Here is a 25,977-nt window from a genome sequence, read left to right as displayed (position 1 = left end):
CACCCGGATCAGCCGGCTGCCGCGCCGACCACCTCCGGAATCCGGAAGGGCTTGCCGCACCCCCCGCACACGATGGGCGCCTGCGCGAGGACCGACGGGACGACGCGGACGTTGCGCCCACAGTCGCAGACGGCCTTGACGCGGACGCCTCCCCCGGAGGAACCGTGACGGGCGGCCGGGCCGCGGAACGAGCGGGCGGTGTCGGCGGCGGTGGCGGCCGTGTGGGCCTTCAACGCGCGCTGGAGCCGCTCGATCGTCGGACGGTAACGGCGCTTGGCCTCGGGGTTGAGCGTGACCAGCGAGAAGCCGCTGCTGGGATGCGGCTCCTCGGGGTGGTCGAGGCCCAACTCCTCGGCGATCGCGAGGAATCTGCGGTTGTGATAGCGGCCGGCGCGCGAGGTGTCGCGGACTCCGCGCGCGGCGGCGATGCCGTGGACTGCTTCGTGAAGCAGTCGCTCGAAGGAGAGTTCGTGTCCGCAGGCGGACGACGACTCCCCGATCAGGGACTCTGGCGCGGCAAGATCGGGCAGCTCGGTGTGGTGCCGCTGAATGTCGGCCCACGCCCCTGCCAGCTCTGCGGCGAGAACAGGTGGTGTCGTGCTCACGTAATGACAACGAGCGTGGGTGCCTCTGTGTTCCTATTCCGGGGCATCCCAAATAATTTGCACGTACCCGTCAGTTGCCGCTGATGCGTCCTGACGAGGGCGGGTGCGCTGATCTGCGGAGAAGCATCACAGCTCATATCAAGGCGGTACGTAGGGTCACGTACGCCCCGGCACGTAGACGGTGTCCGCGTACCGGGGTACCTGTGGTCGGCAGATGCGCAAGAGGTGTTTCGGTCGCGCTCGCGGCCGGCTCAGTAGGCGCGGGCGACGACGGCGACGTTACCGGGTGCGTCGTCGGTGTCGGGCACCGACCCGTCCTCGGCGACCAGACACCGTACGGTCACGGCGTGCTCGGCGAGCCTGGCCTCGCCCTCTTCGCCGAGGTCCGCCCACGGGATGCGCGCCCAGCCGCCCGCGACGGCGGCCTCGACGGCCTCCTCGACCGTCCACACGTCGGACGTCCGGGACTCGCGGCGCTCGCGCGACTGCTTCAGCAGCAGCGCCTGGTCCTCCTCGAGGACGCCGGGGAGCAGGGCGGCGAGCGCGTCGACGGCGACGGGTTCCTTGCCTCCGGGGATGCGGCGGGCCAGCATCGCGGTGCCGCTCTCCAGGTCACGGGGACCGACCTCGACGCGTACCGGGACGCCCTTGAGCTCCCAGTCGACGGCGCGGCGTCCGAAGGGGGTGTCCGTGCGGTCGTCGACGTGGACCCGTACACCCGCGGCCTTGAGCCGGTCGCCGATCTCGCGGACCTTGGCCAGAACCGCCTCGTCCCCCTTGATCGCGAGGACGACGACCTGGACGGGGGCGAGGCGCGGCGGCACCCGCAACCCGCTGTCATCACCGTGCGACATGATCAGGCCACCGACCATGCGGGTCGAGGACCCCCAGGAGGTCTGCCAGACGAGTTCCTGCTTGCCCTCCTTGGACAGGTACCGGGTGTCGAAGGCCTTCGCGAAGTTCTGCCCCAACTCGTGGCTGGTGCCCATCTGGAGGGCCTTGCCGTCGCCCATCATGCCTTCGAGCGTGAGGGTGTTGATCGCGCCCGCGAACCGTTCGCTCGCCGTCTTGCGGCCGAGCACGACGTCGATGCCGAGGACGTTGACCATGAAGTCGGCGTACACCTCCTTGTGGATGTACGCGGCGTAGTCCCGGGCGTCCTCATGGGTGGCGTGGGCGGTGTGGCCCTCCTGCCAGAGGAACTCGGTCGTCCGGAGGAACACCCGCGGGCGCATCTCCCAACGGACCACGTTCGCCCATTGGTTGATCAGCAGCGGCAGGTCGCGGTAGCTCTGCACCCACTTGGAGAAGGAGGCGTTGATGATCGTCTCGGAGGTGGGGCGGACGACGACCGGCTCCTCCAGCTCCTTGCCACCGCCGTGCGTGACGACCGCCAGCTCGGGCGCGAACCCCTCGACGTGCTCCGCCTCCCGGGTCAGGTACGACTGCGGGATGAACAGCGGGAAGTACGCGTTCTGGGCACCCGCCTCCTTGATGCGGGCGTCCAGCTCCTGCTGCATCCGCTCCCAGAGCCCGTACCCGTACGGCCTGATGACCATGGTGCCGCGCACCGGCCCGTTGTCGGCCAGTTCGGCTTTGTTGATCAGGTCCTGGTACCAGCGCGGGAAGTCGTCCGCCTGGGGCGTGAGAACGGGTGCCTTTGCCATGCGGCGATGGTACGGGCCCACGTTGCCGGGATGTGAATTCTCGCGACGTTCACGGCCGGGGGGCAAACGGGCCCCCGCAACCCCTGGACGACACGACGAGGGCGGAGTTACCTGACATACGGGGGGAGTGCGGGCCTACTGCGCGGGGGCGAAGGAATCGGGGCCCGGCGGCAACTCTCGGCTGATTGGGGCACTTTCGATGACACCGACACTCGTGCGGCAGCACCTTCCTCACGCGGGCCCACCGCCCCGCACGGACCGTGCTGCACGCGCGCGTGACTGGGCCGAGATCCAGGAGCGGATGCTGGTGCCGCTCTACGAGGCCGTCCACGAACGACTCGAAGTGAGCGGCAGGACACGGCTGCTCGGGCTCGGCTGCGGGGCGGGACTGGCCCTGCTGATGGCACGCTCCCGCGGCGCCGCGGTCACGGGGATCGACTCCGCGTCACCCGAACGGCTGGCCCTGGCGCGGGAGCGTCTGCTGCCCGGGGAGCGGACCACGCGAGCGCACGCCGGGACCCGGCTGGTGGCCGGGCCTCCCGGGGAGGCGGCCGCCGAGGGAGATCCTCCGTACAGCGTGGTGACCTCCTTCGAGCCGATCGGCTGCGTGGCCGGCGACTCCGAGGGGCTCGCCTCGCTGCTCGCCGCGGCGGCGCCGCTGACCGCGCGCGGGACTCCCGTGGTGCTCGTCGGCTGGGGACCCCCCGAACGGTGCAGCACCTCGGCCGTACTGAGGGTGGCCCGCAAGCTCGCCGACCCGCTGCGCACCGCTCCTGGCTGGCGTACGGCGCGGCGGGACGACCTGGAGGACGTCGCCCAGCGGGCCGGGTTACGGCCGGACGGCTCGGGCCGGGTGGCCTGCCCGTTCGGGTACGCGGACGCCGACAGTGCCGTGCGGGGACTGCTCTCCACGGGACTGTTCGACGCGGCGGTCGAGGCGACCGACCAGGCCCAGGTCGACAAGGAGGTCGCGGAGGCCCTGCATCCGTATCTGCGCAGGGACGGGACGGTCTGGATGCCGAACGTCTTCCGGTATCTCATCGCCCGGACGGTCTGAGCGGCCGCGTGCCGGTCCCGGCCCCCGTCAGGCGTCCTTCGCCATGCGGGGTACGCCGGCGATCCGGTAGGCCTCCGCCTCGTCCAGCGTCTCGTTCGCGAGGAGCGCCTCGGCCAGGGCGTCCAGCTGTCCGCGGTGTTCGCGGAGCTTGCCGCAGGCCTCCTCGTAGCACTCGTCGACGATGCGGCGCATCTCGTGGTCGATGGAGTCGAGGGTGCTCGGGGCGGCCGCCAGGCCGTAGGCCTGCTGGGCGTCGTCGGGCAGCGCGGACATCCGGCCGACGCGCTCGCTCATGCCCCAGCGGGCGACCATGCCGCGGGCGAGTCTGGTCACCTGTTCGAGGTCGTTCTCCGAGCCGGTGGTGATGACGTCGTACACGACGTGCTCGGCGGCCATGCCGCCGAGGGCGCCGATGATCCGGCCGCGCAGATACTCCTCGGTGTACGAGTACCGGTCCGCGTCCGGAGTCGAGAGGGTGACGCCGAGGGCGCGGCCGCGCGGGACGATGGTGATCTTGCGGACCGGGTCGGCGCCCGGGTGCAGCATCCCGAGCAGGGCGTGGCCGCTCTCGTGGTACGCGGTGCGGCGGCGTTCGTCGTAGGGCATGACGAGCGGGCGTTCGGCACCGAGCTGGACCTTTTCGAGCGCTTCGGAGAGGTCGCTCCGGGTCACCTGGTCCTGCTGGCGCTTGACGGCGAGGAGGGCGGCCTCGTTGGCGAGGTTGGCGAGATCGGCGCCGGTCATGCCCGGGGTCGTCCGGGCGACCTGCTCCAGGTCCACGTCGGGGGCCAGCGGGATCTGACGGGTGTGGATCTCCAGGATCGCCGCCCTGCCGTCGCGGTCGGGCGGCGAGACGCTGACGACCCGGTCGAAGCGGCCGGGTCGGGTGAGGGCGGGGTCCAGGATGTCCGCGCGGTTGGTGGCGGCGATGACGATGACGCCCTCCGAGCCGGAGAAGCCGTCCATCTCGGTGAGGATCTGGTTGAGGGTCTGCTCGCGCTCGTCGTGGCCGCCCATCCCGGAGCCGCCCGCGCGGGCCCGTCCGATGGTGTCGATCTCGTCGATGAAGATGATGGACGGGGCCACCTTGCGGGCCTCGGCGAACAGTTCCCGGACGCGCGAGGCGCCGACGCCGACGATCATCTCGATGAACTCGGAGGCGGACGCCGAGAAGAACGGGACGCCCGCCTCCCCCGCGACGGCCCGCGCGAGCAGGGTCTTTCCCGTGCCGGGCGGACCCGCGAGGAGCACACCGCGCGGCATCTTGGCGCCCATGCGTCGGTAGGCGTCGGGGTTCTTGAGGAAGTCCACGACGTCGTTGAGTTCACCCGCGACCTCGTCGATCCCGGCCACGTCGGCGAACGTCGTGCGCTTGCCGCCGGGTACCAGTTCGACGGGCTTCGGGGGTGCCTTGCGGCCGAGCATGCCACCCGCGCCGCCCATGCCGGAGCTGAGCCGCCGGGCGATGAAGATCCACAGGACGACGAGCAGCAGCATCGGGGCCAGCGAGAGCAGCACGTTGGACAGCAGGCTGCGCTGCTGGACCACGGGCGAGGCGGTCACCGTGACGTCGTGCTGCTCCAGGTTCTCCCACAGCTTGTCGTCCGCGAAGACCGGGCGCTGGGTCTTGAACTTGGTGTACTTCCCGTCGCCGTCGGGCTTGTCCCGGGACTTCTTGAGCTGCCCCTGGATCGCGTCGCCCTTGGAGTAGATCTTGGTGACGTTGCCGTCGCTCACCTGCTTGCTGAACTCGGTGTACGAGATCGTCGGCTCGTCGCCCTCGTTGAAGAACGACAGGACCAGGTTGGCGATCAGGAACACGACGAGAGCGGCCAGGATCAGGCTCCACCAGCCGCCGGGCATCTTCCGCCTGCCGGAGGGCGGCGGTGTCGGCTCGGGCGGCGTGCCCTCGGTACGCCACGGCTTCTCAGGTGCCTTGCGCGGCGGAACGGGGTTGCTCATATCCGGACGTTACGACACAAGACGAACGGCGGCACCCGCGCTCGTACCGCCGGAACACCGCCGTGCGGAGCCTCCGGGTACGCCACTGGGGGCGCCCCTGCGGAGAGGGACGCCCCCAGGGGGTGTCGTGCGAGCGGGTCCGCGCGGAGCGGACGTCAGCCCATGAACTTCTTGAACTCGTCCGGCAGCTCGAAGTCCTCCTGGGCGCTCTGCTGCGGGAGGCCGAAGGCGTTGCCGCCCTGGGCGCCGGCCTCGCGGCGGGCCGCCTCCTCGTCCTCCTGCTGCTTGCGCTTCATCGGGTTGCCGGAGCGCTGCTTGCCCTTGGCCTGCTTCTGCTTCTTCTTGGTGCGGCCGGGGCCGCCACCCATGCCCGGCATCCCCGGCATGCCCGGCATACCGCCGCCCTGGGCCATGCGGGACATCATCTTGCGGGCCTCGAAGAACCGCTCGACCAGGCCCTTGACCGCGCTGACCTCGACGCCGGAACCCTTGGCGATACGGGCGCGGCGCGAGCCGTTGATGATCGTCGGCTCCTGGCGCTCGGCCGGGGTCATCGACTTGATGATGGCGGCCGTGCGGTCGACGTCGCGCTCGTCGAGGTTGTTGATCTGGTCCTTGATCTGGCCCATGCCGGGAAGCATGCCGAGCAGCTTGCTGATGCTGCCCATCTTCCGGACCTGCTCCATCTGGGACAAGAAGTCGTCCAGGGTGAAGTCCTGGCCCTTCTTGGACGCCAGCTTGGAGGCCATCTGCTCGGCCTCTTCTTGGCTGAACGTCTTCTCCGCCTGCTCGATCAGGGTGAGCAGGTCACCCATGTCGAGGATGCGGGAGGCCATCCGGTCCGGGTGGAAGGCGTCGAAGTCGTCGAGCTTCTCGCCGTTCGACGCGAACATGATCGGCTTGCCGGTGACCGAGGCGATCGACAGGGCCGCACCACCGCGGGCGTCACCGTCGAGCTTGGAGAGCACCACGCCGTCGAAGCCGACGCCGTCACGGAAGGACTCGGCGGTGTTGACCGCGTCCTGGCCGATCATCGCGTCGACGACGAAGAGGATCTCGTCGGGGCTGACGGCGTCGCGGATGTCCGCGGCCTGCCGCATCAGCTCCTGGTCGATGCCGAGGCGGCCGGCGGTGTCCACGATCACGATGTCGTGGACCTTGGTCTTCGCGAACGCCATGGAGTCCTTGGCGACCTTGACCGGGTCGCCCACGCCGTTGCCCGGCTCGGGGGCGTACACGGCGACGCCCGCGCGCTCGGCGACCACACTGAGCTGGTTCACCGCGTTCGGGCGCTGGAGGTCGGCCGCGACGAGGAGCGGGGAGTGACCCTGGTCCTTGAGCCACTTGCCGAGCTTTCCGGCGAGGGTCGTCTTACCGGCACCCTGGAGACCCGCCAGCATGATCACGGTGGGCGGGTTCTTGGCGAACCGCAGACGGCGGGTCTCGCCGCCCAGGATCGTGACGAGCTCGTCGTTCACGATCTTCAGTACCTGCTGGGCAGGGTTCAGCGCCTTGGAAACCTCGGCACCGAGCGCGCGCTCCTTGACGTTCTTGATGAAGGTCCGCACGACCGGGAGGGCCACGTCGGCTTCGAGGAGCGCGATACGGATCTCGCGTGCGGTGGCGTCGATGTCGGCTTCGGACAGTCGGCCCTTGCCCCGCAGGTTCTTGAACGTCGCTGAGAGGCGATCGGAGAGAGTATCGAACACGGCGCTCGTCGGTCCTCAGGGGTCGGGGGCGAAGGGAATCGCCCTCCAGGGTATCTGGCCGCGTGCGGTGGGGTCTCCACCGCGTTCATACGAGAGACCTATGACACCTCGTACCCGGACGTACGGGACGGTCGGCGCCCGGGGGAACGCCGCGCGGCCGGGCCGGCCGGACCCGCTCCCCCGCTCACTCCCGCAGCGCCTCCTCCAGTGCGCGCGCCACCGACACCGCCTCCTCCGCGGGCAGCGGCACGCCCTGGGTACCGGTCACGTAGAAGGCGTCCACGGCGTTCGCTCCGAGGGTGGAGACGTGCATGCTCCGCACCCGGACGTGAGCCTTCTCCAGGGCCCGGCCGATGCGGTGCAGAAGGCCGGGGGCGTCGTGGGCGCGGACCTCGATGACGGTCGCGTGCCGTGAGGCGGCCGGGGCGACCGTCACGCGCGCCGGCGGGGCGACGGTCCCGCGGCGGCGCGGGTAGGCGGCGTCGCGCTCGGCGAGCCGCCCGGCGATGTCGAGGGAGCCGTCCAGGGCGCGGACGAGGTCGGCGCGCAGCCGGGCGGCCTGCGGGAGGGAGCCGTACTCGGCGGCGACCCGCCAGTTGAGCAGCAGGACCGAGCCCGCGACCTCGTCGGGCAGGTCCAGGGCACGCAGCTCGGCGGTGCGGACGGTCAGACGGTGCATGGCGAGGACGCCGGCGACCGCGGGGAGCACCCCGGGCTGGTCGGGGACGGCGATGAGCAGCTCGACCCCGAGCGGCTCGGGGTCGTCCGGCACGGCCTCGGTCCCGGGGTCGACCGGCTCGGTCTGGGCGTGCAGGGCGAGGACGGGGCCGCCGGTGCGGAAGGCCTCGATCGCGAGCCGTTCCTGTTCGGCCGTGGGTGCCACGGCCTCGGGCTCCTCGGGGGCGTCCCCCGCGAGTACCGCCGCGACCCGTTTGACCAGGTCGGCGACGAGGGAGCCGCGCCAGGAGGACCAGGCGGCGGGGCCGGTGGCGAGGGCGTCCGACTCGGTGAGCGCGTGGAGCAGTTCGAGGGTGCCCTGCGATCCGACGGCCTCGGCGACCGAGCGGACGGTGGCGGGGTCCTCCAGGTCACGGCGGGTCGCGGTGTCGATCAGCAGCAGGTGGTGGCGTACGAGGGTGGCGAGCACGGCGACGTCCGCGCGGTCGAAGCCGATGCGGGTGGCCACGTCACGGGCGATGATCTCGCCGGCCACGGAGTGGTCCCCGGGCCAGCCCTTGCCGATGTCGTGCAGCAGGGAGGCGACGAGGAGCAGGTCGGGGCGGCCGACGCGGCGGGTCAGTTCGGAGGCGCGGACGGCGGTCTCGATGAGGTGGCGGTCGACGGTCCAGATGTGGACGGCGTTGCGCTGGGGCCGGCAGCGGACCCGCTCCCAGTCGGGCAGCAACCGGGTGATCAGGCCTTCGGCCTCCAGCGCCTCCCAGACCTCGACGGTCGGACGGCCCGAGCCGAGAAGGGTGACGAGCTGCTGGCGCGCCTCGGCGGGCCAGGGCGAGGGCAGCGGGCGCGCCGCGGCCGCCATGCGTCGTACGGCGTGCAGGGACAGCGGGAGACCGGCCTGGGCGGCAGCGGCGGCGGCGCGCAGCGGGAGGACCGGGTCGCGCTCGGGGCGGGCGGCCCGCGCGAGCACGACCTCGCCGTCCATCTCGACCACGCCCTCGGCGAGCGGTGAGCGTTCGGCGGCGGGCTTGGAGCCGCCGCCCAGCATGGCGCGCAGCCGGGGTCGCACGGCCCGGGACCGCAGTACGCGCCTCACCTCGCGCCAGGTGACGTCACTGGCGTAGGAGACGACGCGGGCGGCTTCGTACACCTGGCGGAGCAGGGTGTCGGCGTCGAGCAGGCCGAGTTCGGCGGCCACCTGGTCCTGCTCCTGGAGGGCGAGGCGGTCGGTGGCGCGGCCGGTGGCGAGGTGCAGGGCGTCCCGGACGTCGAGGAGGCGGCGGCGGGCGTCGGAGAGGCCCTCGCGGGGCGCGTCGGCGAGCCAGGAGGCGGCGACGGCGCGCAGGGCGGTGGCGTCGCGCAGTCCGCCGCGCGCCTCCTTGAGGTCCGGTTCGAGGAGGTACTGCAGCTCGCCCTGGCGTTCGGCGCGCTCGGCGCACAGTTCCTGGAGCTCGGGCAGCCGCTTGGGGGCCTGGTTGCGCCAGTCGGCGAGGATCGCCGTGCGCAGTCCTGCGGTGAGGCCGAGATCACCGGCGAGGTGGCGGGCGTCGAGGAGGCCGAGCTGGACCTTGAGGTCCTCGGCGGCGGTCTTGCGGGCCTCGGCCGGCGTGCGGACGGAGTGGTCGAGGGCGAGGCCGAGGTCCCAGACCGGGTACCAGATGCGGTCGGCGAGGGCGGCGACACCGCCGGAGTCCCCGCCGTCGTGCAGGAGCAGCAGATCGAGGTCGCTGCGCGGGGAGAGCTCTCCGCGGCCGTAGCCGCCGACGGCGACGAGGGAGACCCCGCGCATGCCCTCGGCTCCGGCGGTGAACAGGCCGGTCAGCCAGTCGTCGGTGAGTTCGGCGAGGGCCGCACGGCGCGGCGGCCCGGACCGCGCCCCCTCCTGGAGGAGACGCAGCCGGGCCGCCGCGTAGCCGCTGGGTCCCGAGTCCTCTGCTTCCGTACGTGTGTCGGTACTCGTCACCCAGCGACTCCTGTCTTTCTTCTTCCTTCGTGCAGGCCGGTCGGAGTGCGACCGGTCAGAGCGCGTCCGGGCCGCGCTCCCCGGTCCGGACCCGGACCGCCGACTCGACCGGGACGGACCAGACCTTGCCGTCACCGATCTTGCCGGTGCGGGCCGCCTTCACCACGACGTCGATGAGCTGTTCGGCGTCGTCGTCCTCGGCCAGCACCTCGATACGGATCTTGGGCACGAGGTCCACGGTGTACTCGGCACCGCGGTAGACCTCGGTGTGTCCCCGCTGCCGACCGTAGCCGCTCGCTTCGGTGACCGTCAGTCCGTGGACCCCGAAGGCCTGCAGGGCCTCCTTGATCTCGTCGAGCCGGTGAGGCTTCACGACGGCGGTGATGAGCTTCATGCGTCCACCTTCTTGGTGTCCGTGTCGGCCGGGGCGGGCGCGGCGGTCCGGGCGACGGAGCCGCCGCCGGCACCGCTGAAGTCGTATGCGGTCTCGGCGTGCTCGGCCTGGTCGATGCCGGTGATCTCCTCGTCCTCGGTGACCCGCATGCCGATGGTCTTGTCGATGAGGAAGGCGAGGATGGCGGAGGCGACGAGGGAGTAGCCGAGGACGGCGAAGACGCCGGCGCACTGCTTCCAGAACTGGGTGAGCCCGCCGCCGTAGAAGAGACCCTCGACCGTGGACTGGCCGTGGCCGCTGGCGAAGAAGCCGATGAGCAGGGAGCCGATGACTCCGCCGACGAGGTGGACGCCGACGACGTCGAGCGAGTCGTCGTAGCCGAACCGGTACTTCAGGCCCACGGCCATGGCGCACAGGACACCGGCGATGGCGCCGACCGCGATCGCGCCGAGCGGGGAGATCGCACCACCGGACGGGGTGATGGCGACCAGACCGGCGACCGCGCCGGAGGCCGCGCCCAGCGTGGTGAACGCGCCGTGCCGGATCTTCTCGTAGACGAGCCAGGCCAGCATGGCGGCGGCGGTGGCGATCTGCGTGTTGACGAACATCAGCGCGCCGACGCCGTCGTCGTTGCCGAGCCAGGAGCCGGCGTTGAATCCGAACCAGCCGAACCACAGGAGTCCGGAACCGAGCATCACCAGCGGGAGGCTGTGCGGACGCATCGGGTCCTTCTTGAACCCGACGCGCTTGCCGATGACGAGGATCACGCCGAGCGCCGCGGCACCCGCGTTGATGTGGACCGCCGTACCACCGGCGAAGTCGATCACGCCGAGGTCGAAGGCCCAGCCGCCGGTGCCCCAGACCCAGTGGGCGACCGGGAAGTACACGACCGTCGCCCACAGGGCGATGAACAGCGACCACGCCGTGAACTTCACGCGGTCGGCGAGCGCGCCGCTTATCAGGGCGGGCGTGATGATCGCGAACATCAGCTGGAAGACCATGAACACGAAGACCGGGATGGTGTACCCGGGCCACAGCTCCGTCAGGCCGATGTTGCTGAGGCCGACCCAGTCGGAGGTCCAGCCGATGAACGATCCCTTGTCCGTGCCGAAGGCGAGGGAGAAGCCGTACAGCACCCACAGGATGGTGACGATCCCCATGCTGATGAAGCTCATCATCAGCATGTTGAGGGTGCTCTTGACGCGGACCATGCCTCCGTAGAAGAAGGCGAGGCCGGGCGTCATGATCAGCACCAGAGCGGAACAGATGAGCATGAACCCTGTGTTGGCTGCAGACAGCTTTGGCGCCTCTGCGGCAAGGGTGATGGCTGGTGCCATCGGCGTCTCCTCGTCGTTGGTACGGCCCCGTGCGGGCGAAGCCTGAGTGGGCGTGAGGGGTGGGCCGGTTATGCGCCATGAGATTGGCGCAGCGCCGTTTCCGTCGACGGCCCTCGATGTTTCGCACCAGTGACGAAGGCACTCCGCGTGTTACGCGTTCATGAACTGCCGGATTGTGTTCGCGTCGATCGTTATCGTGACGCAATCTTCGGCGGCGGCGGTCGCGACCCGCTGTGGAGGCGCCCACAGGGCTCCCGCCGGGGCTCGCGGGGAGGTGGGCCGGGCGGGCCGGGCAGAGCGCGGGACCGGCCACGGCGGGCCGTCCGATGACCTGGCATGGGGGAGCCGAGTCGGTCGTTTCGGGACGGCCGGCCATGGCCGGGGCACGGGGTGGGGCCGCCTCGGCGGCCCGGGGTCAGACCGCCTCTGCGGTCTCGGGCAGGTCGACGGCCAGCTGGGCGGTGAGGTCGATGACCTCGGCCAGCTCCCCGAAGTCGCGGACCGCGGTGTCGACCGTCTTTCGGATACGAGTGTTGACGCGCTCGGAGCGGACCTTCTTGCCGATCCTGAGGGCCTCCAGGGCCAGCTCCGTACTCCGCTCGGGCTCCCGCTGCAGCAGGTGCACGGTGGCCATGCCGATGAGGTTGAGTGCGTACGAACGCTGGTGCTCGGGGTCCTTGCCGAAGCGGTCGACCGCCTCCTGCATCAGCGGCTCGGCCATGGACGCGTACGTGGGGCTGCGGCCCGCGACATAGGCGAGGTCACGGTAGGAGTGCGAGTTCTCGCCGTACAGCTCGGCCTTGGAGAAGAAGCGGATCCAGTCGGGGTCCGGGTCGTCCCACTCGTGCACGTCGGAGAAGGTGTCCTCGGCCATCCGCACGGCCCGCTTGCACTTGCCGGGCTGGCCCATGTTGGCGTACGCGCGGGCCTCCATCGCATACAGCATCGACTGGGTGCGCGGGCTCGCGCAGTCGCGGCTGCCGTACTGCGCGAGGTGGATCAGCTCCAACGCGTCGTCGGGCCGCCCGAGATGGATCATCTGGCGGCTCATGCTGGAGAGGATGTACGAACCGAGGGGCTTGTCGCCCGCCTCCTTCGAGGCGTGCAGGGCGAGCACGAAGTACTTCTGGGCGGTGGGCTGGAGGCCCACGTCGTAGCTCATCCAGCCCGCCAGCTCGGCGAGTTCGGCGGCGACCTTGAACAGGCGCTTGGTGGTGGCGGCGGGCTGCGGCTCCTGGAGCAGGTCCGTCACCTCGTGGAGCTGGCCGACGACGGCCTTGCGGCGCAGGCCGCCACCGCACTGGGCGTCCCACTGGCGGAACATCGCCGTGGTGGACTCCAGGAGGTCCAGCTCCGGCTTGGAGAGCCGGCCGCCGCGGCGGGCCGAGGCCGGCGGCTCCGGCTCCTCCTGCTGGGCCAGCGACGTGGGCACGAGCCAGCGCTGCATGGGCTCGATCAGGGCCGGACCGGCGGCGAGCGCGAGCGAGCTGCCGAGGAAGCCTCGGCGCGCCAGCATCAGGTCGCTGCGCGAGTATTCACTGATCTGCGCGACGGTCTGCGGGCCCGTCCACGGCAGGTCGACACCCGACACGGACGGCGCCTGGTGGGCCGCGCGCAGACCGAGGTCCTCGACGGCTACGACACACCCGAACCGCTCGGAGAACAGCTCGGACAGGATCCGCGGGATCGGCTCACGCGGGTTCTCCCCGTCCAGCCAGCGGCGCACCCGCGAGGTGTCCGTCGAGATGTGGTTGGCCCCCAACTGGCGCGCCCGGCGGTTCACTTGACGTGCCAGCTCACCCTTGGACCAGCCGCTGCGCACGAACCACGAGCCGAGCAGCTCGTTGGGGCGCTTCTCAGCGTTCGTCCCGCCTCCGCCGTTGCCGCCCACTGGAACGCCCCCATCCCTGAACCCACTTGTCGCCGCTGTGCGCCAAGCCCTATCAGAATGCCGGTAAATACGGCCGCCCGTCCGCCAGTTGTCACCCTTCGAACGGGAAGCCGACTTGCCCTTGGCATACCCACGAGTGCGACGTTCCCAGGTCTCGTGCACACAAAGTAATCCTACGATCACCCCTCCAGCCATGGCGATCCGTGAAACGCCACCATTCGCCACCCCTTCGAATGAACTCCGTCCGCGCTGATCGCGATTCACTTGACACAGCACCACCGGGGATGGGTGGAACGGTGTGCGCCGGGGCGCACGGAATCGATCGCACCACCCGGAGTGCGACAGGGCGCCGCCTGGACCACGCGGCAGCGGGCAGCCGGAAGCAGAGCGTGACAATCCGGCTCCGGCACGTAACCACTGGTGCGTCGGACCCGTTGGAGGGGGCATGGGCTTCACGATCGGCAGCAGTCGGACGATGCGCGACATCCGGACCGGGACACGACGCCGCGGCCGCTCGTCGGAGTGCACCGCCGTCGCCGAGTACACCGGACTGTGGGGCTGGGACGTGGTCCCGGGCGCCCGGGCCGCGTCGGGCGCGTGCTCGTGCGGCAGGACCGACTGCGCGGCCCCCGGAGCGCATCCCCTCGACTTCGCCCCGACGATCCGGGCCGGCGCGACGCTCGACGAGGCGACCGGCAGCTGGGCCGAGTTCCCGGGTGCCGCGGTGATGCTCCCGGTCGGCCGCGCGTTCGACGTGATCGAGGTCGCGGAGCCCGCCGGGCGCCGTGCGCTCGTCCGCCTGGAGCGGATGGGTCTCCCGCTCGGCCCGGTCGCGGCCACCCCGGACGGCCGCGCCCACTTCTTCGTCTCCCCCGGCTCCGCCGCCGAACTCCCCCGCCTGCTGTACCGGATGGGCTGGGACGACGCCTCCCTCGACCTGCACGGCCTCGGTCGCGGCACGTTCGTCACCGCGCCGCCCTCCGACCGCGCCGGCCTCGGCCCGGTCCGCTGGCTGCGCGCCCCCGCCCTCGACTCGGCGACGAACCCGCCCCAGGCCCGCCTGCTGCTGGGCACGCTCGCCTACGTGGCCCACCGGTCGCGGGTCTGACCGACCCGAGCCGCCCCTCACCCCGCCACCTGCCGCGCGGCCCGAACAGCGAACGGCGAACGGCGACGACATCACCGTCCGTACGACGAAGCGCCCGTCCCCCGAGTACGTCTCGGGAGGCGGGCGCTTCTTCGGGCACCTACGCGTTCGCGCGGATGCTCACTCTCCGATGAGGGCGTCAACGAACGCCTCCGGCTCGAACGGCGCCAGGTCGTCCGCGCCCTCGCCGAGCCCCACCAGCTTGACGGGCACACCCAGCTCACGCTGGACCGCGATGACGATGCCGCCCTTCGCCGTGCCGTCGAGCTTGGTCAGCACGATGCCGGTGATGTCGACGACCTCGGCGAACACGCGCGCCTGGATGAGACCGTTCTGACCGGTGGTGGCGTCGAGGACGAGCAGCACCTCGTCGAGCGGGGCGTGCTTCTCGACGACGCGCTTGACCTTGCCCAGCTCGTCCATCAGACCGGTCTTGGTGTGGAGCCGGCCGGCGGTGTCGATGAGGACGACGTCCGCGCCCTCCTCGATGCCCTCCTTGACCGCGTCGAACGCGATCGAGGCGGGGTCGCCGCCCTCGGGGCCGCGCACCGTGCGGGCGCCGACGCGCTCGCCCCAGGTCTGGAGCTGGTCGGCGGCGGCGGCACGGAAGGTGTCCGCGGCACCCAGCACGACGTTCTTGCCGTCGGCGACGAGCACGCGCGCGAGCTTGCCGGTGGTGGTGGTCTTCCCGGTGCCGTTGACGCCGACGACCATGACGATGCCCGGGGTGTCGAGGTTCGAGTCGGTCTTGACCTCACGGTCGAACTCCGGGACGAGCAGCTGGAGCAGCTCCTCGCGGAGCAGGCCGCGCAGCTCGTCCGGAGTGCGCGTGCCGAGCACCTTGACGCGCTCGCGCAGCCGGTCGACCAGTTCCTGGGTGGGCTGCACGCCGACGTCGGCGGTCAGCAGCGTGTCCTCGATCTCCTCCCAGGTGTCCTCGTCGAGGTGCTCGCGCGAGAGCAGCGTGAGCAGCCCCTTGCCGAGCGCGTTCTGCGAGCGGGAGAGCCGGCCGCGCAGGCGCACCAGGCGGCCGGCGGTCGGTTCCGGGATCTCGATCCCGGGGGCGGTCGGAGGCTCCTCCACGACGACCGGCGCATCCGCCGAGCGGTCGGGGAGATCCACTTCCTCTATGGTGCGGCGCGACTCGTCGCGCGGCGTCTCGGCCTCGTCGCCGACGTGCGGTTCGGCGGGCGGGGCGGTGATGTCGGGGGCGGACGGGGGCGGCGGGGGCAGCTGCTTCCGCTTGCGGCTGCCGACGACGAGCCCGCCGAGCGCGCCGATCACGACCACGGCGATGACTACAGCAAGGATGACGGTTTCCATAACGTCCCCCAGTATCAGCCATCGCCCGCGCGGGAGGGATTTTCCCCCGCGCAGAGGAACTCTTGTAGTTTCGTACGAGGATCCGGAGCCGGCCGGCGCACGGGAGTCGCACCCCGCCCGCGCCGGATTCCGGCCTCCACCGCTATGGCCACCTGACGCACCGTCAGCTACCGTCCCCCACCACACACGAAGGGGGGCTCCCCATGCCCGTAACGGTCGTGCGCTTCAACCTCGTCGAACCCGGCGCCACCCCCGCCTCGCTGAGTGCCCGCTACAAGGCGGCCGTCGAGATGGCCCGGTACGCCGACGACCACGGGATCACCACGGTGCAGACCGAGGAGCACCACGGCGTCGCCAACAACTGGCTGCCCTCACCGTTCGCGTTCGCGGGCGCCGTCTTCGGGGCGACCCGGAACGTCGCGGTCACCGTCTCGGCGGTCATCGGGCCGCTGCACGACCCGCTGCGTCTGGCGGAGGACATCGCCGTGCTGGACCTACTGAGCGGCGGCCGGCTGGTGACCGTGGCCGGCATCGGCTACCGGCCCGAGGAGTACGCGCTCTTCGACGTCGACTGGAAGCAGCGCGGCAGGCTCCAGGACGAGCTGCTGGAGACGGTGCTGAAGGCGTGGACGGGCGAGGAGTTCGCGTACCGGGGCCGTACGGTACGGGTCACCCCGCGCCCGTTCTCGGATCCGCACCCCCTGCTGCTGGTGGGCGGCTCCTCCCGGGCGGCGGCCCGGCGTGCCGCCCGGCTCGGGCTGCCGTTCTTCCCGAGCGCGCACCTGCCCGAGCTGGAGGCGTACTACAAGGAGCGGCTCGTCGAGTACGGCACCGAGGGCTGGACGATGATGCCCGCCGCCGAGACCCCGCTGCTGCACATCGCCGAGGATCCGGACCGCGCCTGGGCCGAGTACGGCACGCACTTCCTGCACGAGGCACGGACGTACGCCTCGTGGCAGTCCGGCGAGATCCGCTCGGCGGTGAAGTCGGCGGCCACGACCGTCGAGGAGCTGCGCGCCGAGGGCGTCTACCGCATCCTGACGCCCGACCAGTGCGTGGAGCAGGGCCTCGACAATCTCGTCCTGCATCCGCTGGCCGGCGGGATGCCCCTCGACGAGGGCCGGCGCAGTCTCCAGCTGTTCTGCGAAAACGTACTGCCCCGGCTCGCCTGACCTTTCGGTCCGAGCCGGGGCAGTACGCCCTCTTTACGAGTACGAGGAGAGGGGCAGCGGGGACTTGGCCCTTCTCCCCGAGTTCCGGGGAACCGGCGGGCCCGTGGGGAGCCGCCGGTGACGCGGGCGGCTAGCCCATCTCCTCCAGGGTCTTGCCCTTCGTCTCCTTGACGAATTTGAGCACGAAGGGGATGGAGAGCGCCGCGAAGACCGTGTAGATGATGTAGGTCCCGGAGAGGTTCCAGTCGGCCAGCGACGGGAAGCTCGCGGTGATGGCCCAGTTGGCGATCCACTGCGCGGAGGCGGCGACGCCGAGCGCGGCGGCACGGATCCGGTTCGGGAACATCTCGCCGAGGAAGACCCAGACCACGACACCCCAGGAGAGGGCGAAGAAGAGGACGAAGACGTGGGCGGCGACCAGGGCGACCCAGCCCTGGGTGGCGGGCAGCTTGCCGTCGACCAGGTCGAAGGAGAAGGCCCAGGCCTCCAGTCCGAGACCGATGACCATACCGACGGAGCCGATGAGGGCGAGCGGCTTACGCCCGATCCGGTCCACGAAGATCATGGCGATCACGGTGCCGATGATGTTGATGATCGACGTGGTGAACGAGTACAGGAACGAGTCCGTCGGGTCGACGCCGACCGACTGCCACAGCGTCGAGGAGTAGTAGAACGCGACGTTGATGCCGACGAACTGCTGGAAGACCGACAGGCCGATACCGACCCAGACGATCGGCTTGAAGAAGACGGTGCCGCCGAGCAGGTCCTTGAAGGTCGACTTGTGCTCGCTCTTCATGGCGTGCTCGATCTCGGCGACGCGGGCGTCCATGTCGATCTTGTCGCCCTCGACCTCCTTGAGCACCTCACGGGCGCGGGCGTCCCGGCCGACGGAGATGAGGAAGCGCGGCGACTCGGGGATCACGAAGGACAGCAGACCGTAGAGGACGGCCGGGATGACCATGACACCGAGCATGACCTGCCAGGCCTCGACGCCCAGCAGCGTGCCGCGCTGGTCGCCGCCGGCGGCGTGCAGGATGGCGTAGTTGACGAGCTGCGAGATGGCGATGCCGATGACGATCGCGGCCTGCTGGAAGGAGCCGAGCCGGCCGCGGTACGCCGCCGGGGAGACCTCGGCGATGTAGGCGGGGCCGATGACGGAGGCCATGCCGATGGCGAAGCCGCCGATGATGCGCCAGAAGGCGAGGTCCCACAGCGCGAAGGGCAGAGCCGAGCCGACGGCGCTGACGGTGAAGAGGGCCGCGGAGATCTGCATGCAGCGGATACGTCCGATGCGGTCGGCCATGCGGCCCGCGCTCGCGGCGCCGATGGCGCAGCCGATCAGCGCGATGGCGATGACCTGGGCGAGGGCCGCGGAGCCGATGTCGTAGCGGCTTCGGATGGCTTCGACGGCACCGTTGATCACGGCGCTGTCGTAGCCGAACAGGAATCCACCCATCGCGGCCGCGGCCGCGATGAAGATGACATGCCCGAGATGTTCGGGAGGAGCCGGCTTGGCTCCTTGGGGTGCCTGCGCTGCGCTGGTCACGTAAAACTCCTCGGGCCACCGGCCTCGCTGCCGGGGGTGGGGGGGCGAAACCCTTCGATGGTGGTATCAGTGGCGCACAACTTCACGCCGCCCACCACCTGAAGGTAAAAGCAACGTTGCAGAGAATATGCCTTCAAGTTTCGAAGTCAACTTCGGGGTTGGCATGAGATTGCGCGACCGAGCGGGTACGGCTGTGTTCAAGAGTTGAACAGTTGACCCCCATACGGCTCAACACAAGGCCTTCTGCCCCCGAAGTCCCGGCAGTAACTCCGTGGGAGGTACACCGATGTGACGCTCGGAACACCGCGGACAGCGACCGTTACGGGCGCCGGGCACACCGGCGCCCGCGGGCATCCGTGACCGGGCGACGACCGCGCGGCGCGGGCGGGCCCGCCTACGCCGACCGGGTGGACGACCCCAGGAGCCCCGACGGCGGGTGTCCGCGGGCATCGCAGACCGCGGGCGTCAGCGCAGTCGCTGGCTGATGACCTTCGAGACTCCGTCGCCCTGCATGGAAACGCCGTACAGCGCGTCGGCGACCTCCATCGTGCGCTTCTGGTGCGTGATCACGATCAGCTGCGAGGCCTCCTGCAGCTCCTGCATGATGCGGATCAGCCGCTGGAGATTGGTGTCGTCGAGCGCCGCCTCGACCTCGTCCATCACGTAGAACGGGCTGGGGCGCGCCTTGAAGATCGACACCAGCAGCGCCACGGCGGTCAGCGACCGTTCGCCGCCGGAGAGCAGGCTGAGCCGCTTGACCTTCTTGCCCGGCGGCCGGGCCTCGACGTCGACGCCGGTGGTGAGCATGTTGTCGGGGTCCGTCAGGATCAGCCGTCCGTCGCCGCCCGGGAACAGCCGGCTGAAGACCCCTTCGAACTCCCGGGCGGTGTCCCGGTACGCCTCGGTGAACACCTGCTCGACCCGCTCGTCGACCTCCTTGATCACCTGGAGGAGGTCGATTCGCGTCTTCTTGAGGTCCTCCAGCTGCTCGCTGAGGAACTTGTGGCGCTCCTCCAGCGCGGCGAACTCCTCCAGGGCCAGCGGGTTGACCTTGCCCAGCTGCTGGTACGCCCGCTCGGCCGACTTGAGCCGCTTCTCCTGCTCGGCACGGTGGAACCGCCGGGGCTGGTTGCGCGGATGCTCCGGGTCCTCGGGCAGCTCCTCGCCCTCGGCCGGCAGGGACGGTGGTACGGGCTGGTCGGGGCCGTACTCCGCGACGAGTCCCCCCGGTTCGACGCCGAGCTCGTCCAGCGCCTTCGCCTCCAGCTGCTCCACGCGCATCCGCTTCTCGGCGCCCAGCACCTCCCCTCGGTGCACCGAGTCGGTGAGCTTGTCGAGCTCGGCCTTGAGGTCGCGGCCCTGGCTTCGCGCGGCGACGAGTTCCTGCTCGCGGAGGGCCTTGGCGCTGTCGGCGGCGGAGCGCTCCTCGTCGGCACGGGCGAGCGAGACCTCGACGTGCGCGAGCAGCTGCCGCGTTCCCGAGGCCACGGCCTGCGCGACGGCGGCCTCGTGGCGCAGCCGCGCCCGGCGCTGCTCGGCACGCGCGCGTGCCTCACGTTCGGCCCGGGCGGCCCGGTCGAGCGAGTCGGCCCGTCCGGCGAGGCCCTTGACCCGCTCCTCATGGGTCCTCACCTGGAGCCTGGCCTCCATCTCGGTCTGCCGGGCGTTGGCGCCGTCGGCGGCGAGCCGGTCCCGCGCCGAGGTGTCGGGTTCCTCCTCGACGGGCATCTCCTCGGCCACGGCGAGCCGTTCGGCCAGCTCCTCCGCCTCCTCCAGGGCCCGGTCGAGGGCGTCCTGCGCACGGGCGGCCGCCGCGGTGCTCCGCTCCGCCTCACCCGCGGCTCCGCGCGCCTGCCCGGCCAGCCGGCCGAGCTGCTGCGCGACCGACGACTTCTCCCGCTCGGCGGCCCGCCGCCGCTCCCCCAGTTCCTCGACGAGCGCGGCCCGTTCCGTGCGCCGCCCGGCGGCGAGCCGCTGCGCCTCGGTCAGCTCGTCGCAGCGCACCGCCAGCTCCTCCAGCTCGGCCGCCGCCTCGTCCACCGAGGCCTGGACTTCGAGAAGGCTGGGCGCTCCGGCGGACCCCCCGTGCGCGAAATGTGCCCCGAGCAGGTCGCCCTCGCCGGTCACGGCGGTGAGCCCGGGCCGCGCGTAGACCAGGTCCTCGGCGTCCTCCAGGGTCCCGACGACGACGATCCCGCGCAGCAGCCGCCGTACGGCGGGCATCAGCTCGGCGGGCCCCCGCACGAGGTCGGAGGCGTACCGCCCCCCGTCACCCGGGCCCTGCTCCTCTTCCCCGCTCCCGTGCCCGTCCCGGACGGTGTCCTCGGGTGCTCCGGCAAGAAGGAGGGAGGCCCGGCCCGCGTCCTGTTTGCGCAGCAGTCGGATGGCCTCCGCGGCCGAGGCCGGCGTACTGACAGCGATGGCGTCGGCGGCCACGCCGAACGCGGCGGCGAGCGCGACCTCGAAACCAGGGGTGACCGACAGCAGTTCGGCGGCGGGGCCCAGCACTCCGGTGAGTCGGTCGCGGGCGCCGAGCAGCGCTCCCGTGCCGTCCTTGCGCCGGAGCCCGAGCGCGAGCGCCTCGTGGCGGGCCTGGGTCGCGGCCCGCCGGCGTTCAGCCGCGGTGACCGCCTCGCGGGCGGAACCGAGGCCGGCCTCGGCGTCGGACAGCGCCCGTTTCGCCGCCTCGTGCTGGTCCGTGAGATCGGCGTCGCCCGCGTCGAGGCCCTCGACCTCGGCGTTCAGCTGCTCGTACTCCTCCTGGGCCGCGAACGCGCGCTCCTGGGCCTCGTCGCGGGCGGCGGCGAGCCGGTCGATCTCGGCCTGCGCGGACGCGGCCCGTGAACGGGCGGCGTTGACCTGGCCGTTGAGGCGGGCGAGGCCCTCGCGGCGGTCGGCGATGGCGCGGGCCACGTCCTTGAGTCGGCGCTCCTCGGCGGTGAGTTCGCGCTCCAGATCCGCGCGGTGGGAGACCATGTCCTCCAGAGCCCGCTCCGCCGCCTCCAGGGCCGCTTCGAGTTCGGCCTCCTGCTCACGGATCCGGGCGGCCTCGCGCTCCATGTCCTCGGGGTCGCGTCCGCGCCGCTCCTCGGCGGGCACCGACGTGGCGCTCTTCACGCGCGCCTCGGCCAGCGAGATCGTGCCGCGCACACGCTCGGCGAGCTGCGAGAGTTCGTACCAGGTCTGCTGGGCGCGCTGGAGGCGCGGGGTCAGCTGCCGGACCTCGTCCTCCAGGAGGGACTCCCGCTGGAGCGCCTTCTTCAGCTCGGCCTCGGCGGACTCCTTGCGCTCCTTGAGCGCGGCCTCGTCCTCGATCTCGGACTGGAGCGCCCCGCGCAGCCGGACGAGGTCGTCGGCGAGCAGCCGCAGCCGGGCGTCACGCAGGTCGGCCTGGATGACGGCGGCACGGCGTGCAACGGCGGCCTGTCGGCCGAGCGGCTTCAGCTGGCGGCGCAGTTCGTCCGTGAGGTCCTGGACACGGGCGAGGTTCGCCTTCATCGCGTCCAGCTTCCGGAGCGCCTTCTCCTTGCGCTTGCGGTGCTTGAGGACGCCGGCCGCCTCCTCGATGAAGGCCCGGCGGCCCATCGGGTCGGCGTGCAGGACGGAGTCGAGCTGGCCCTGGCCGACGATGACGTGCATCTCGCGGCCGATGCCGGAGTCGGACAGCAGCTCCTGGATGTCCAGCAGCCGGCAGGTGTCGCCGTTGATCTGGTACTCGCTGCCGCCGTTGCGGAACATGATCCGCGTGATGGTGACCTCGGCGTACTCGATCGGCAGGGCGCCGTCGGAGTTGTCGATGGTGAGGGAGACCTCGGCACGCCCGAGCGGCGGGCGCCCGGTGGTACCGGCGAAGATGACGTCCTCCATCTTGCCGCCGCGCAGCGACTTGGCGCCCTGCTCCCCCATGACCCAGCTGAGCGCGTCCACGACGTTGGACTTGCCCGAACCGTTGGGGCCCACGACACAGGTGATGCCCGGCTCGAACCGCAGCGTGGTCGCCGAGGCGAACGATTTGAACCCGCGGAGGGTCAGGGCCTTGAGGTGCACGCCGCCGGACTCTACCTTTCGGTCCCGGTCTCACTCCATGAACGCGCGGTTTCACCCGTGAATGTGCAGGGCACACCACACGTTAAAGAGAGGGGACGGGGGTCCACGGGGGCGCGGGGGCAAGAAAGAAGGGACGCCGAAGAGGCGTCCCTTGCAAATCTGACAACTTAGCGGTTGATTCGGGCTGGCCGACCACTGCTGTCGTAGTAGCGCGGTGCAGCGGTCAGGTGAGCGCAGGCTCCGCCTGGGGTACGTCGATGCTCTCGAGAAGCGAGTCGTGAGAAGCGGCAGCCGCGAGCGCGTCGTTCTCGGCCTGAATCCGTACGAGCTCGGATTCGAGGTCCTGTACGCGCTGCTGGAGCCGTCGCATCTCGGCAATGAGTCGCGGGTCGGAACCGCCGACGTAACCGAGAAGCGCCTTTGCCATGATGGATGGTCCTCCACACTGAGTGACCGACCGGGAAGCGGTGTGGGTCGTGAGGGAATCGCACCCGCGATGCTTGACACTGCTGATGTCCTGCTGCCGTTCCACATGCCAAACAGCTAAGGTGCGCGGGGCTTTCAGAGTCTCACCAAAAAGTTTGACGGTCAACACGATCACGCCCCGTATCGGGGGGCAACCCGCTGTCGCGCGGCTCTGGATCGGCGGCGCTGCGACTCCTGCGGGACCCTCAGGGCGTGGAGATCATCGTTACCTCGCGAGCCTGCCACTTCGCGGCCTTCTTGGCAACCACCAGGCCATTTCTCCTTCGGGCAGGTGCCCGGGGCATGCGCGGAGGGCTTCCGGGAGGCCGTCGCGGGTCACATCGTCAGCGGATGGCGAAGCTGTCGTAGATCCCCCGGGGCGTGTCCCAGATCTCAGTGACTCCTTCCACCCGGCCGGGCGTGTCGTCGCCCTGGAGCCAGTCCAGTAGTCCCTGACAGCCATCGCGAGGGCCCTCCGCGACGACCTGGACGCGTCCGTCGTCCAAATTGAGAGCAAAACCACTCAGCCCGCCGATCTCCAGAGCCCGGGCACGCGTGAACCAGCGGAAACCCACACCTTGGACGCGCCCGCGTACCCAGACGACCAGCCGCACAACCTCGTTCATGGGTGCACGCTAACCGGACAATGTCTCTCGGAGCACTTCCTCCCCTTGCGCCATGGGGTACCGTCCCCACCCAATGAGTCTCATAGGAAACTCACTCTTTCGGGTGAGGTTCGTTTGAGAATCGCCTGACGCAAGATCGAGGAAGGCCCAAGAGATGGGACGCCACCGACGCCACGCCGCCGGCCGCGCCGCCACAGGCCGCGCCACCGACCAGCACGGGGCCGACACGGAGAACTACGGTCCGGAGAACCTGTACGGCTACGCGGCCGTCGCCGATCTCCCGTCCACCTCGTCCGCCCGCTCGCACCGCAAGAAGAAGGGCGCGACCGCGGTACGCACCGGTCTGCTCGGTGTCTCTGCGGCCGTGGCCCTGGGCACAGCGGCCGTCGCGGCCGGTGTGCTGCCCGGCAGCGACAACTACGCGCTCGGTGGTGGCGGCGGCAACTCCGACAAGGTGCAGGCCGTCGGCTCGCCCTCCGGTCTGGAGACCCAGCAGGGTGGCACCTCGGGCAGCGCGGAGGCCCACGACGACGACGCGGCGACGAGCCGTGACGCCGATCGCGCGGCCACCCCCTCGGCCGCCCCCTCCTCGTCGTCGCCGTCGGCCGCCCCGACGAAGACGCCCTCGAAGAAGCCCAGCGCCGAGCCGACCGAGGAGTCGAAGGCCCCCGAGGCCCCGAAGCCCTCCAAGACCGCGACGAAGGCGCCGGCGCCCAAGGCCCCGGTGACCGTGTCCGCGGAGACGGCGGCCGAGGCCGAGGTGCTCAAGCTCGTCAACGACGAGCGCTCCAAGGTGGGCTGCAGCCCGGTGTCCGCGAACAGCGCGCTGTCGGACCTGGCCCAGTCCTTCAGTGAGGACATGGCGGCACGCGACTTCTTCGACCACACCGACCCGAGCGGCCTCAGCCCCTGGGACCGTGCGGCGCAGGCCGGCATCACCAGCCTCGGCGGCGAGAACATAGCCCGCGGCCAGACCACCGCGGAAGCGGTGATGGAGGCCTGGATGGACAGCCCCGGCCACCGCGCGAACATACTGAACTGCGACTTCAAGACCCTCGGCGTCGGAGCCCACTTCGGCTCGGGCGGCCCTTGGTGGACGCAGGACTTCGGCTACTGAGCCGACCCCGCACGACCGGCCCCCGCGATGCCCGGACCCTCTCGCCGTCACGCGGACGAGCCTCTGGTGCTGCTCGCGGCGTGCCGACCCTCGGCTAGGCGACCGGCACCGCCGCGGCCGCGCGGCCCAGGGTGAAGACGCGGGCCGTCTCGGTGATCCGGCGGCCCAGGTGTTCCGCGGTGGCGATGTCGGAGGCGTGGACCGCGTCGGGTCCCTCGTCGACGTTGGTGGCCGCCGCGGCGCCCGCGAAGACGCCGAGGCGGTTGAGGTCGTGCTCGGAGCCGGCGCTGTTGTTCCAGCCCGGGTGCAGACCGAGGTTGACCCAGTTCATGCCGTGCTGAGCGGCGAGGATCTGGAAGAACTGCAGGGTGTGCAGCTTGTCGCCGCTCTTGGAGCCGGAGTTGGTGAACCCGGCGGCCAGCTTGTCCTTCCAGTCCTGTCCGAACCAGCGCTTCGAGGACGCCTCCGCGAAGACGTGGAAGGCGCCCGACGCCGTGCCCATGTACGTCGGCGACCCGAAGACCAAGGCGTCCGAGGCGTCGAGCTGCTCCCACTGCGCGTCGGTGATCTCGTCGACCTTGATCAGGTGGACCTCGGCACCGGCCTCGAGAGCACCCGTGCGGACGGCTTCGGCGAGGACCGCGGTGTGGCCGTAGCCGGAGTGGTAGGCGATGGAGACAACAGGGGTCGTCACGGTAGGGACTCCTCAGAGAACGAGTACGGGAGCAGCGTATGAGCTGCTCACCGGCGATGCCGAAAGGAAAGCACTAACTTCTGGTTAGTGCAACCTTTCGGGAAGCGCTGTGTCTGCGTATGCTGTCTGCATGGAATCCGTCGCCCCTGTCTCCGAGCGTCCCGACCGCGACGAGGGCGCCGTGTGCCCCGACGACGAGGACCTCGCGTACAACGTCTTCGCGCGCGGCTGCCCGTCCCGGGGCACGCTGGAGCACGTCACCGGCCGCTGGGGCTCGCTCACGCTGGGGGCACTGCACGACGGCACGTTCCGCTTCAACGAGCTGCGGCGCCGGGTCGACGGCGTCAGCGAGAAGATGCTCTCCCAGACCCTGCACGCGCTGGAGCGCGACGGGCTGGTACACCGGGACGCACAGCCCACGAACCCGCCGCGCGTCGACTACAGCCTCACGCCGCTCGGCCGTCAGGTCGCCGAGCACCTGCTGACCCTCATCACCTTCGTGGAGGGCAACATGGACGAGGTACTGGAGTCTCGCGGGCGCTACGACACGACGCGCGGCGCGTGACCTGCGGGAAGT

General features: G+C 70.9%; 19 protein-coding genes. 5 read left to right on the top strand and 14 right to left on the bottom strand.

Going from position 1 to position 25,977, the window contains the following annotated elements; translation table 11 throughout:
* Window positions 1-8: 8 nt before the first annotated feature.
* A complete protein-coding gene (locus ACIRQH_RS31395) occupies window positions 9-605 on the bottom strand; it encodes a hypothetical protein (protein WP_358816259.1) in 597 nt (198 codons plus the stop codon).
* A 251-nt stretch (window positions 606-856) separates the two neighbouring features.
* On the bottom strand, window positions 857-2,272 hold the full coding sequence (gene proS, locus ACIRQH_RS31390) for a proline--tRNA ligase (RefSeq protein WP_388869835.1): 1,416 nt from the start codon (window positions 2,270-2,272) through the stop codon (window positions 857-859).
* 199 nt (window positions 2,273-2,471) lie between these two features.
* Between proS and ACIRQH_RS31385 the strand changes: the two genes are divergently transcribed.
* Window positions 2,472-3,329 (top strand): SAM-dependent methyltransferase, encoded by an 858-nt coding sequence (locus ACIRQH_RS31385; protein WP_358816257.1) that lies wholly within the window; start codon window positions 2,472-2,474, stop codon window positions 3,327-3,329.
* A 27-nt stretch (window positions 3,330-3,356) separates the two neighbouring features.
* Here the strand turns inward: ACIRQH_RS31385 and ftsH are convergent, their stop codons facing one another.
* The 6 genes from ftsH to ACIRQH_RS31355 all read right to left on the bottom strand — a co-directional run bounded on the left by ftsH (window position 3,357) and on the right by ACIRQH_RS31355 (window position 13,263).
* Window positions 3,357-5,291 carry an ATP-dependent zinc metalloprotease FtsH gene (gene ftsH, locus ACIRQH_RS31380; RefSeq protein WP_358816256.1) on the bottom strand — a complete coding sequence of 645 codons (1,935 nt, stop codon included), beginning with the start codon at window positions 5,289-5,291 and terminating at the stop codon, window positions 3,357-3,359.
* Window positions 5,292-5,446: 155 nt separating this feature from the next.
* Entirely contained in the window at window positions 5,447-7,000 is a 1,554-nt protein-coding gene (gene ffh, locus ACIRQH_RS31375; RefSeq protein WP_358816255.1) for a signal recognition particle protein, read from the bottom strand.
* A 184-nt stretch (window positions 7,001-7,184) separates the two neighbouring features.
* A complete protein-coding gene (locus ACIRQH_RS31370; protein ID WP_404228033.1) occupies window positions 7,185-9,641 on the bottom strand; it encodes a [protein-PII] uridylyltransferase in 2,457 nt (818 codons plus the stop codon).
* Window positions 9,642-9,696: 55 nt separating this feature from the next.
* Window positions 9,697-10,035 carry a P-II family nitrogen regulator gene (locus ACIRQH_RS31365; RefSeq protein ID WP_081219652.1) on the bottom strand — a complete coding sequence of 113 codons (339 nt, stop codon included), beginning with the start codon at window positions 10,033-10,035 and terminating at the stop codon, window positions 9,697-9,699.
* Window positions 10,032-11,372 (bottom strand): ammonium transporter, encoded by a 1,341-nt coding sequence (locus ACIRQH_RS31360; RefSeq protein ID WP_358816253.1) that lies wholly within the window; start codon window positions 11,370-11,372, stop codon window positions 10,032-10,034. Before ACIRQH_RS31360 ends, ACIRQH_RS31365 begins: the two co-directional genes overlap by 4 nt.
* Window positions 11,373-11,787: 415 nt before the next feature.
* Window positions 11,788-13,263, bottom strand: coding sequence for a hypothetical protein (locus ACIRQH_RS31355; RefSeq protein WP_388869847.1), 1,476 nt, complete (start codon window positions 13,261-13,263; stop codon window positions 11,788-11,790).
* Between the two features lie 445 nt (window positions 13,264-13,708).
* Here ACIRQH_RS31355 and ACIRQH_RS31350 point away from each other — a divergent pair, with 445 nt between their 5' ends.
* Window positions 13,709-14,371: a bifunctional DNA primase/polymerase gene (locus ACIRQH_RS31350; RefSeq protein ID WP_358816251.1), complete on the top strand. Its 663-nt coding sequence runs from the start codon at window positions 13,709-13,711 to the stop codon at window positions 14,369-14,371.
* 159 nt (window positions 14,372-14,530) lie between these two features.
* Here the strand turns inward: ACIRQH_RS31350 and ftsY are convergent, their stop codons facing one another.
* Entirely contained in the window at window positions 14,531-15,733 is a 1,203-nt protein-coding gene (gene ftsY / locus ACIRQH_RS31345) for a signal recognition particle-docking protein FtsY (RefSeq protein ID WP_358816250.1), read from the bottom strand.
* A 203-nt stretch (window positions 15,734-15,936) separates the two neighbouring features.
* On the opposite strand from ftsY, the gene ACIRQH_RS31340 reads away from it, so the two are divergent.
* A complete protein-coding gene (locus tag ACIRQH_RS31340) occupies window positions 15,937-16,905 on the top strand; it encodes an LLM class flavin-dependent oxidoreductase (protein ID WP_388932997.1) in 969 nt (322 codons plus the stop codon).
* A 130-nt stretch (window positions 16,906-17,035) separates the two neighbouring features.
* Here ACIRQH_RS31340 and ACIRQH_RS31335 read toward each other — a convergent pair whose 3' ends face one another.
* From ACIRQH_RS31335 to ACIRQH_RS31320, 4 genes are all read right to left on the bottom strand, one after another.
* Window positions 17,036-18,451: a sugar porter family MFS transporter gene (locus ACIRQH_RS31335; RefSeq protein ID WP_388869854.1), complete on the bottom strand. Its 1,416-nt coding sequence runs from the start codon at window positions 18,449-18,451 to the stop codon at window positions 17,036-17,038.
* Window positions 18,452-18,916: 465 nt separating this feature from the next.
* The gene (gene smc, locus ACIRQH_RS31330) at window positions 18,917-22,498 is read right to left on the bottom strand and encodes a chromosome segregation protein SMC (protein WP_404228028.1); all 3,582 of its coding nucleotides are present in this window, start codon (window positions 22,496-22,498) and stop codon (window positions 18,917-18,919) included.
* Window positions 22,499-22,721: 223 nt separating this feature from the next.
* Window positions 22,722-22,925 carry a hypothetical protein gene (locus ACIRQH_RS31325; protein ID WP_028802434.1) on the bottom strand — a complete coding sequence of 68 codons (204 nt, stop codon included), beginning with the start codon at window positions 22,923-22,925 and terminating at the stop codon, window positions 22,722-22,724.
* A 382-nt stretch (window positions 22,926-23,307) separates the two neighbouring features.
* Window positions 23,308-23,589: an acylphosphatase gene (locus ACIRQH_RS31320; RefSeq protein ID WP_358816246.1), complete on the bottom strand. Its 282-nt coding sequence runs from the start codon at window positions 23,587-23,589 to the stop codon at window positions 23,308-23,310.
* A 154-nt stretch (window positions 23,590-23,743) separates the two neighbouring features.
* On the opposite strand from ACIRQH_RS31320, the gene ACIRQH_RS31315 reads away from it, so the two are divergent.
* Window positions 23,744-24,706: a CAP domain-containing protein gene (locus tag ACIRQH_RS31315; RefSeq protein ID WP_358816245.1), complete on the top strand. Its 963-nt coding sequence runs from the start codon at window positions 23,744-23,746 to the stop codon at window positions 24,704-24,706.
* Window positions 24,707-24,800: 94 nt separating this feature from the next.
* Here the strand turns inward: ACIRQH_RS31315 and ACIRQH_RS31310 are convergent, their stop codons facing one another.
* Window positions 24,801-25,400, bottom strand: a complete 600-nt coding sequence (locus tag ACIRQH_RS31310) for a flavodoxin family protein (RefSeq protein WP_358816244.1) — start codon at window positions 25,398-25,400, stop codon at window positions 24,801-24,803.
* A 130-nt stretch (window positions 25,401-25,530) separates the two neighbouring features.
* Between ACIRQH_RS31310 and ACIRQH_RS31305 the strand changes: the two genes are divergently transcribed.
* Window positions 25,531-25,965, top strand: coding sequence for a winged helix-turn-helix transcriptional regulator (locus ACIRQH_RS31305; protein ID WP_404228024.1), 435 nt, complete (start codon window positions 25,531-25,533; stop codon window positions 25,963-25,965).
* Window positions 25,966-25,977: the final 12 nt, after the last annotated feature.

The sequence above is a fragment of the Streptomyces sp. NPDC102279 genome, from assembly GCF_044766365.1.
GTDB lineage: Bacteria > Actinomycetota > Actinomycetes > Streptomycetales > Streptomycetaceae > Streptomyces.
The sequence above is the reverse complement of the archived record's forward strand: the minus strand, read 5'-3'. Positions and strand labels throughout refer to the sequence as shown.